We start from the raw sequence: 8,853 nt of genomic DNA, 5'->3' as shown, positions 1-8,853 counted from the left end.
CCAAGAGACGGGGTATCAACATATCTGGCGTTGACTTTTGGCACGCTGTTGAGTTCTCAAGGAACGGACGCTTCCTTTGAAATCATTTCACTGATTTCTCCGGGCGCTTCCCTTCGGTGTTTCCCACTCTATCAGCCCTTTTCCGCTCTTCCGACCACCGTCTCCGCGAAAACGCGGACACACGGCGGCCGACCCGAGATCGGATCGGAGTTCGATAGGTGCCGCCCCGGCGCCACGCTCGCAGTCTCTGCGGTGCGTTCGGCCTGGGCAGGAGTACGACAGTACATCTCCGCCAGGGGCGAGGCAAATCGATTCAGCGGCGGCGGAGCACGCGCCGTCCGAGGGGCGTCGACCCCCTTCTCAGGGGGCCTGCCGGGGGCCTCCGGCTCATGCGGAATCGCCACTTCCTATGACTTACGCTCTGATCAGCATGCCGTCCGCGGACAGGTAAGGACGGCGCCTGTTGAATCTCCACCCCTGGGAGGCCTCCCATGACCACCGTGACGTCCCCTATCGCCGGACGCGCCATCGGACTCGCGGCAGTGCCCGATCCGGTCTTCTCCGGCGCGATGGTGGGTCCCGGTACCGCCATCGACCCCGTGCGCGAGCCCTCCGAGGCCGTCGCCCCGGTCGACGGACTGATCGTTTCGCTGCACCCGCACGCCTTCGTCGTCGTCGACGGTGAGGGGCACGGCGTCCTCACCCACCTCGGCATCGACACCGTCCAGCTCAATGGCGAGGGTTTCGAGCTGCTGGTGAACAAGGGCGACACCGTCAAGCGCGGCGATGTCGTCGTGCGCTGGAACCCGGCCGACGTCGAAGCCGCCGGCAAGTCCCCCGTCTGCCCGATCGTGGCCCTGGAGGCGTCCGCCGAGTCCCTCGGCGACCTGCTGGAGGACGGCGACGTCAAGACCGGCGACGCCCTCTTCACCTGGCAGTGACCTTCGCGCCGTACGGACGGCGAGTACGACATCAACCGCGGCGGCGTCAGCTCCGCCGCATCAACCGGAGACGGGTGTAATGGAGACAACGCTGCGAGGCGTCGGCGTGAGCCACGGGGTGGCGATCGGCGAGGTGCGGCACATGGGCACGGCGGTCCTGGAGCCGCCGGCGAAGCAGATCCCCACGGACGAGGCGCCGCGCGAACAGGGGCGTGCCCGCCAGGCCGTGGAGGCTGTGGCCGCGGACCTCGTCGCGCGCGGCAATCTGGCGGGCGGCGAGGCCCAGCACGTCCTGGAGGCCCAGGCCATGATGGCCCAGGACCCCGAGCTGATGTCGGACGTCGAGCGGCGGATCGCCGTGGGCAGCACCGCCGAGCGCGCGGTGTACGACGCGTTCGCCGCCTACCGCGCGCTGCTGGCCGGCGCGGGCGAGTACCTGGCCGGCCGGGTGGCCGACCTCGATGACGTGCGGAACCGTATCGTCGCCCGGCTGCTCGGCGTCCCGATGCCCGGTGTGCCGGACAGCGACGAGCCGTATGTGCTGATCGCCCGGGACCTGGCGCCGGCGGACACCGCGCTGCTGGACCCGACGCTGGTGCTCGGTTTCGTGACCGAGGAGGGCGGGCCGACCAGCCACAGCGCCATCCTGGCGCGTGCGCTGGGCGTGCCGGCGGTCGTGGCGCTGCCGGGCGCGTGCGAGCTCGCCGAGGGCACCGTGGTGGCGGTGGACGGCAGCACGGGCGACGTTTTCGTCGACCCGAGCGCGGAGAAGCGGTCCGAGCTGGAGGCCGCCGCGGCCGAGCGCAAGGCGGCGCTCGCCGCGTCCTCGGGCCCGGGTGCGACCTCGGACGGTCACAAGGTGCCGCTGCTGGCGAACGTCGGCGGCCCGGCCGATGTGCCAGCGGCGGTCGAGGCCGGCGCCGAGGGCGTGGGGCTGTTCCGCACGGAGTTCCTCTTCCTGGACGACAGTGAGAAGGCGCCGTCGGAGGAGAAGCAGGTCGAGGCGTACCGCACGGTCCTGGAGGCGTTCCCCGAGGGCCGTGTGGTGGTCCGGGTGCTGGACGCGGGGGCGGACAAGCCGCTGGACTTCCTGACCCCGGCGGACGAGCCCAACCCGGCGCTGGGCGTCCGGGGCCTGCGGACGCTGCTCGACCACCCGGAGGTGCTGCGGACGCAGCTCACCGCGCTGGCGAAGGCGGCCGAGGGCCTGCCGGTGTACCTGGAGGTCATGGCGCCGATGGTGGCGGACCGCACGGACGCCAAGGCGTTCGCGGACGCCTGCCGCGAGGCGGGGCTGCGGGCGAAGTTCGGTGCGATGGTGGAGATCCCCTCCGCCGCGCTGCGGGCGCGCTCGATCCTCCAGGAGGTGGAGTTCCTGTCGCTGGGCACCAATGACCTGGCGCAGTACACCTTCGCCGCGGACCGTCAGGTGGGCGCGGTCTCCCGGCTCCAGGACCCGTGGCAGCCGGCGCTGCTCGACCTGGTGGCGCTGTCGGCGGAGGCCGCCAAGGCCGAGGGCAAGAGCTGCGGTGTGTGCGGCGAGGCCGCGTCGGACCCGCTGCTGGCGTGTGTGCTGACGGGCCTGGGCGTCACCAGCCTCTCGATGGGTGCCGCGTCGATTCCCTATGTGCGGGCCGCGCTGGCCAAGCACACGCTCGCGCAGTGCGAGCGCGCCGCCGCCGCCGCGCGGGCGGCGGACACCGCCGAGGAGGCGCGGCGCGCCGCGCAGGCGGTGCTGTCCGGCGAGTGACCGGGCCGTTCCCGGGCCGGTGACACGGTCCGTGGGGTGCCGGTCGGCGCCCCGGTGTTCGAGGCCGATGGCCGTCCCGCTTCGCGGCGGGACGGCCATCGCCCTTCTCATTCCCGCTTCTCCTCGGGGCTCCGCTTCTCCTCGGGCCGGTGGCGGCCGTGCGGGCCGTGGTCGTCCTCCGGGGCCGGCAGGGCGATGCCGGGCAGGTGCTCGACGCCCGGTTCCGGGGGCACGGGGTCTCCGGTGTCGGCGTCCGTGCAGTAGGCGCTGAACACTTCGGCCGCGGTCAGCGGCCGGGGCCAGCCGTCGTTGAGCACCCAGCCGCGGACGGTGTCGGGCCCCGCCGGGGGGCGGTCGGTGCGCAGGACGAGGCCGCCGCCGGTGTCGGTGGCGATGCCGATGGCGAGCACGGTGCAGAAGACCAGTGCCTCGGCCTCCAGGAGCCGGGCCGTGCCGCCGGGGCCGGTTCTCGCCTGGAGGACCGCGATGAGCGGGGTGCCGTTGACGGGCACGCTGCACACCAGGTGGTGGCCGCCGGGGCCGACGGCTTCGAGGAGCCGGGTCACCGCGTGCACGGCCCGGTGGTAGGCGGCCCGGCCGAGGTCGGCCCCGCAGTCGGCGCACCGGCCGAGGCCGGCCAGCAGGGTGGCGGCGCACTCCAGGGTCGCGTGCCGGTCCGCGGTCTCGACCAGCGCGGCGGCGAGCCGGTCGATGGGCTGGCCCTCGTAGGGGAGGGTGGGGCCCGCGGCGGCGCACTCGGCGGTGTAGCGGGTGCGGCTCAGGGGGCTGTCCGGTTCGAGGCCGGTGTCGGCGCAGAACTCGGCGTAGTCGTCGGGGTCGAAGAGGGCCACGGCGGTGTGGACCCCCTCGGCCGCGAGTGAGCGCAGCAGCGCCTCCATGGCCCGTAAGTACGTCTCGTGGTCGGAGAACGTGAAGGTGGCGTAGTGCCGCATGGCCGCGAAGTCCCGCTCGTCGGCGAGGAGGGCGAGGGTGCTGGGCACCTCGCCGCGCGGGGCCGTCCCGGCGGGCGGGTCGGCCGGGGTGGATGGGGTGGGTGGTTTCCTGCCGTGGTTCGTCCGGGCCATGGTTCGCTCCCCCTCAGCTCGTCGGGCTCAGCATGTCGATCAATGCTCACCCAGAGTAATCGACGTCACTGACAGTGAGGGGTGCGGCGGTCCGGATCTGCACGTACGGCGGGCCCGACCGCGTACGGCGGGCCGGCTCAGGCGGCGGCCCGGACGGGGTGCGCGCCCGGTCCGGGTGTGGCGCCCGGACCGGTGCGGCGCCCGGACGGGGTGCGGTGCCCCGCCCGGGCCCGGGCCGTCAGGACGCGCGCTCGCGGGCGATCCGCTCGAAGAAGCGCAGCAGCTCGATGTCGTCGACCGAGCCGGGGTTGACCGCCTTCTCCAGCGGCGTCCCCTGGAGCAGCCGCTTCACGGGGACCTCGATGCGCTTGCCGGTGAGGGTGTGCGGCACTCCCGGCACCTCGATGATCTCGTCCGGGACATGGCGCGGGGAGAGGTGTTCGCGCAGGGTCCGCTTGACGTTGTCGCGGAGCCTGTCGTCCAGCACGGCGCCGGGCGCGAGGTGCACGAAGAGGGGCATCCAGTAGCCGCCGTCGGGCTCCTCGATGCCGATGACCAGCGACTCGCGGATCTCGGGAAGCCGCTCGACGACCTCGTAGATGTCGGCGGAGCCCATCCGGACGCCCTGCCGGTTCAGGGTGGAGTCGGACCGGCCGTGGATGACGACCGTGCCGCGCGAGGTGAGGGTGATCCAGTCGCCGTGCCGCCAGACGCCCGGGTAGGTCTCGAAGTAGCTCTCGCGGTAGCGGACGTCCCCGGGGTCGTTCCAGAAGCGCAGCGGCATGGACGGCATCGGCCCGGTGACCACGAGCTCGCCGACCTCGTCGACGAGCGGCTCGCCCCGGGGGTCCCAGGCCTGGAGGTCCGTGCCGAGACAGGGGGCCTGGAGCTCGCCGATGTGCACGGGGAGGGTGGGCACCGCGCCGGCGAAGCAGCTGCACACGTCCGTGCCGCCGCTCACCGAGGCGATCCACATGTCCTCGCCGTCCCCTTCGTGGAACGCGTCGTGGAGCCAGCGGAAGCCGTCGGGGGGCAGCGGGGAGCCGGTGGTGGCGACGCAGCGGACGGTGGAGAGGTCGAAGTCGCGGGCGGGGTGGACGCCGGCCTTGCGGCAGGCCATCACGTACGCCGCGGAGGTGCCGTACAGGGTGGCGCGGGTGCGCTCCGCGACGCGCCACTGGGCGGCGGTGTCGGGGTGGCCGGGGCTGCCGTCGTGGAGGACGACCGTGGTGCCCACCAGCAGCCCGGAGACGAGGAAGTTCCACATCATCCAGCCGGTGGAGGTGTACCAGAAGAGGCGGTCGCCGGGGCCGAGGTCGCAGTGGAGCCCGAGCTGCTTGAGGTGCTCGACGAGGATGCCGCCCTGGGACTGGACGATGGCCTTGGGCAGGCCGGTGGTGCCGGAGGAGTACAGCACCCACAGGGGGTGGTCGAAGGGGACCTGGGTGAACTCCAGGGCCTCGCCCCCGGAGGCGCCCTCGGCCGCGCGGCCCTCCGTACTCCCGGCCGCACTCCCGTCCGCGCCCCCGGACACGACGTCGGCCCAGTCGAGGGTGTCCACGGGGGCGGGGCCGCCGAGCAGCGGGACGTGCACCACGGCGCGCAGGGTGGGCAGCTCCCGGCGGAGCTCGGCGACGGTCGCGGTGCGGTCGTGCTCCTTGCCTCCGTAGCGGTAGCCGTCGACGGCGAACAGGACGACGGGTTCCACCTGCTGGAAGCGGTCGAGGACGGCGCGCGCGCCGAAGTCGGGGGCGCACGAGGTCCAGACCGCGCCGACGGTGGCGGTGGCGAGGAAGGCGATGACGGCGTGCGCGGTGTTGGGCAGATAGCCGCTGACGCGGTCGCCGGGGCGGACCCCTAGCCGGCGCAGTTCGGCGGCGAGCGAGCCGACCTGGCGGCGCAGCTCGGCCCAGCTCACGGCCTCGGGCTCGGCCCCGGGCCGCTGGAGGAGGTCCTCGTCGGTGAGGAGCAGGGCCGGCTCGTCGGCGCGGGCGGGGTCCTCGCCGGCCCGCAGCGCGTGCTCGGCGTAGTTGAGGGTGGCGCCGGGGAACCACCGGGCGCCGGGCATGGTCCGCTCGGCCAGCACGGTCTCGTACGGGCTGGTGAAACGCACGTCGAACCACTCCACGACGGCCTGCCAGAACCGCTCGGGCTCGGTCACGGACCAGCGGTGGAGCGCGGCGTAGTCGGCGGCGGGGTCGCCGGGCACGGGCCGGGGGGCGCCGTGCCGTTCCGCGGCCCAGGCGTGGAACCGGGTGACCTGGGCCCGGTCGATGCGGTCGGCGCCGGGCTGCCAGAGGGGGGTGGGGTCGGGCGTCGGCGCTGCGGTGTTCGATGAGGTCATGACACGGCTCCCGGCTGTGCGCGTCGTCGGTGATCGCTGATGGGTCTCGTGCGGTCGCTTACGGTCTCTGGTGCGGGCTGGCGTACTCGTGCGGGCGGCCCCGGCCCGCGCGGGGTGTGCGCGGCGGGGCTGGGCAGGACGATGCCATGTGATCGACTTCCGCACCAGGGCCGCCCCCACCATGCCGTGACGACGCCCCGTCGCGCCGGCCGTCCCCCTGCGCCGCCCCCGGCCGGAGAAGGAGGCACCGCGAAGGCAGCACCCCGAAAGCGCCGCCCCCCGCCGGAGGCGACGCCACGGGAACGAGGCGGCCAGGCGGGGGTGAACGACGGCTGAACACCTCTCACCCGCTTCCGCACCGGTGGCAGGCTGCACAGCATGGATGCGCGGGACCTGGTGCGATCGGTGAGGGCGGTGGGGACGACGGCGGGTTCGGCGTGGGGGTGGCGCGCGGTGCGGTCGGCGTGGCGGCGGCAGCGGGTGGACGCCTCGGCGCTGCCCCGGCGCGGGGCGGAGCGGGCGCGGGTGCCGGGCCCGGCGACGGGCGCGGAACCGGAGCCCGGGGGAGGTGTGGTGCGGTTCGCCCGCTCGTCGCTGCGGGTGCGGGTGACCTCGGTCGGCGCGGTGTTCTGCGGCTGGGACGGCGCCGAGCCGGAGCCCTCGTACGCCCTGGCGCGCGGCTGCCCGGAGACCGACGTACGGGCGCTGCTGGAGCCGGACAAGGACGGCGGCTGGCGGGTGGTCGCCGAGCGCATGACGGTGTCGGTGGCCCGCGACGGCACGGTGGAGATCCGTACGCCGGGCGGGCTGCTGCTGCGCCGCGATCTGCCGCCGCGCTGGTGGGACCCGGTGGACGGCCGGGCGGGCGGCGGCGCGGGCGGCCGGGTGAACGGCCGACCGCGGGGAGGGCCGGCCGCACCACCCCTGAAGGGGCCGGAAGGGCCGGGAAGACCGGACCGGTGGCCGGCGGGCCCGGCGTTCCGGCCGACCGGCCCGCGCTGGGCGCGGCGCTCGGAGGTGCCGGCGGACGCCCGCTTCTTCGGCCTGGGCGGCCGGGCACACGGCCCCCGGCTGCGGACCGGCGAGTACCGGCTGTGGAACACCGACCCCGGCGGGGCGTTCGGGCCGGGCGACGATCCGCTGTACATCACGATGCCCGTGCAGTTCGTGGTGTCGGACGCCGGCACGCACCTGGTGTTCGACGACAACTCCTGGGACGGGCGGGTGCGGCTGTGGGAGGGCGAGGAGGGCGGCGGCTCGGGCCACGACCGGCCGGGCGGCTGCGAGGTGCGCATGGACGGCGGCCCGGTGCGCCGGTGGATCGTGGTGGGCGGGCCGGCCCGGGTGCTCCAGGCGTGGACGGCGCTCACCGGGGCGCCCGCGCTGCCCCCGCGCTGGGCGCTCGGCCACCACCACGCGCGCTGGGGGTTCGGCAGCGCGGCGGAGGTGCGGCGGATCGTGGCCGGCTACCGCGAGCACGGGCTGCCGCTGTCGGCGGTCCATCTGGACATCGACCACTACCGGGGGCACCGGGTGTTCACCGTGGACACCGAGCGCTTTCCCGATCTGCCGGGCCTGGCGACAGAACTGCGCGAGGCCGGGGTGCGGCTGGTGTCGATCGTCGACCCCGGGGTGAAGGCGGCGCCGGGCGAACCGGTGTACGAGAGCGGGAAGGCGGTGGACGCCTTCGTGCGGGACGCGCGCGGCCGGGAGGTGCGCGGTGTGGTGTGGTCGGGCGACTCGGTGTTCCCCGACTTCACGGACGAGCGCGTGCGCCGCTGGTGGGGCGGGCTGTACGCGGAGCGCGTGGCGCGGGGCTTCGCGGGCGTGTGGCACGACATGAACGAGCCGGTGTCCTTCGCCGCGTTCGGGGACACGACCCTGCCGCGCTCGGCCCGGCACTCCCTGGAGGGGCGGGGCGGCGACCACCGGGAGGCGCACAACGTCTACGGGCTGACCATGGCGCGGGCCGGTTACGAGGCGCTGTGCGCGCTGGTGCCGGACGAGCGGCCCTTTCTCTTCTCGCGCTCCGGCTGGGCGGGGATGCAGCGCTACGGGGGCACCTGGTCGGGCGACGTGGCGACCGGCTGGCCCGGGCTGCGGGCCTCGCTGTCGCTGGTGCTGGGCCTCGGGCTGTGCGGAGTGCCGTACTCCGGCCCGGACATCGGGGGCTTCACCGGCTCCCCGTCGCCCGAACTGTTCCTGCGTTGGTTCCAGCTCGGCGCGTGGATGCCGCTGTTCCGCACCCATGCGGCGATCACGGCGGGGCGGCGGGAGCCCTGGGAGTTCGGGCCGCTGGTGCTGGAGCACGCGCGGGCGGCACTGCTGGAGCGGGAGCGCCTGCTGCCGTATCTGGTCACGCTGGCCCATCTGGCGCGGCGCACCGGCGCGCCGTATGTGCGGCCGGTGTGGTGGGGCGCGCCGGAGGACCGGGCGCTGCGGGACTGCGAGGACGCGTTCCTGCTGGGGGACGCCCTGTTGGTGGCCCCGGTGCTGGGTCCCGGGGTGACCCGGCGGGCGGTGCGGCTGCCGCGGGGCCGCTGGTACGACACGGCCACCGGGCAGGCGTACGAGGGGCCGGGCCGGGTGGTGGTGGACGCGCCGCTGTCCCGGGTGCCGGTGCTGGCCAGGGCGGGCGCGGTGCTGCCGGTGGCCGGGGAGCGGGGCGCGGTGGAGCTGGAGGCGTGGGCGCCCGCGCCCGGCCGGGAGGGCTCCGGGGTGGTCGTACGCGAC

The 8,853-nt window shown here is 74.7% G+C and carries 5 protein-coding genes; 3 read left to right on the top strand and 2 right to left on the bottom strand.

What is annotated here, in order from left to right; translation table 11 throughout:
• The first annotated feature begins 491 nt into the window (after positions 1-491).
• Together ACSNOD_RS24315 and ptsP are read left to right on the top strand one after the other, a co-directional pair.
• Positions 492-941, top strand: coding sequence for a PTS sugar transporter subunit IIA (locus tag ACSNOD_RS24315; RefSeq protein WP_436769169.1), 450 nt, complete (start codon positions 492-494; stop codon positions 939-941).
• Positions 942-1,020: 79 nt separating this feature from the next.
• The gene (ptsP, locus tag ACSNOD_RS24310; protein ID WP_436769168.1) at positions 1,021-2,691 is read left to right on the top strand and encodes a phosphoenolpyruvate--protein phosphotransferase; all 1,671 of its coding nucleotides are present in this window, start codon (positions 1,021-1,023) and stop codon (positions 2,689-2,691) included.
• Positions 2,692-2,798: 107 nt separating this feature from the next.
• Here the strand turns inward: ptsP and ACSNOD_RS24305 are convergent, their stop codons facing one another.
• Together ACSNOD_RS24305 and ACSNOD_RS24300 are read right to left on the bottom strand one after the other, a co-directional pair.
• Positions 2,799-3,776, bottom strand: coding sequence for a hypothetical protein (locus ACSNOD_RS24305; RefSeq protein WP_436769167.1), 978 nt, complete (start codon positions 3,774-3,776; stop codon positions 2,799-2,801).
• A gap of 238 nt (positions 3,777-4,014) precedes the next feature.
• A complete protein-coding gene (locus ACSNOD_RS24300) occupies positions 4,015-6,120 on the bottom strand; it encodes an acetoacetate--CoA ligase (protein WP_436769166.1) in 2,106 nt (701 codons plus the stop codon).
• A gap of 378 nt (positions 6,121-6,498) precedes the next feature.
• Between ACSNOD_RS24300 and ACSNOD_RS24295 the strand changes: the two genes are divergently transcribed.
• Positions 6,499-8,853 (top strand): glycoside hydrolase family 31 protein (locus ACSNOD_RS24295; protein ID WP_436769165.1); only part of this gene is annotated, 2,355 nt, incomplete at its 3' end.

Source organism: Streptomyces sp. URMC 123 (assembly GCF_051386515.1).
Taxonomy (GTDB): domain Bacteria; phylum Actinomycetota; class Actinomycetes; order Streptomycetales; family Streptomycetaceae; genus Streptomyces.
Note: the sequence above shows the minus strand (reverse complement) of the source record. Positions and strands in the feature narration are given on the sequence as shown.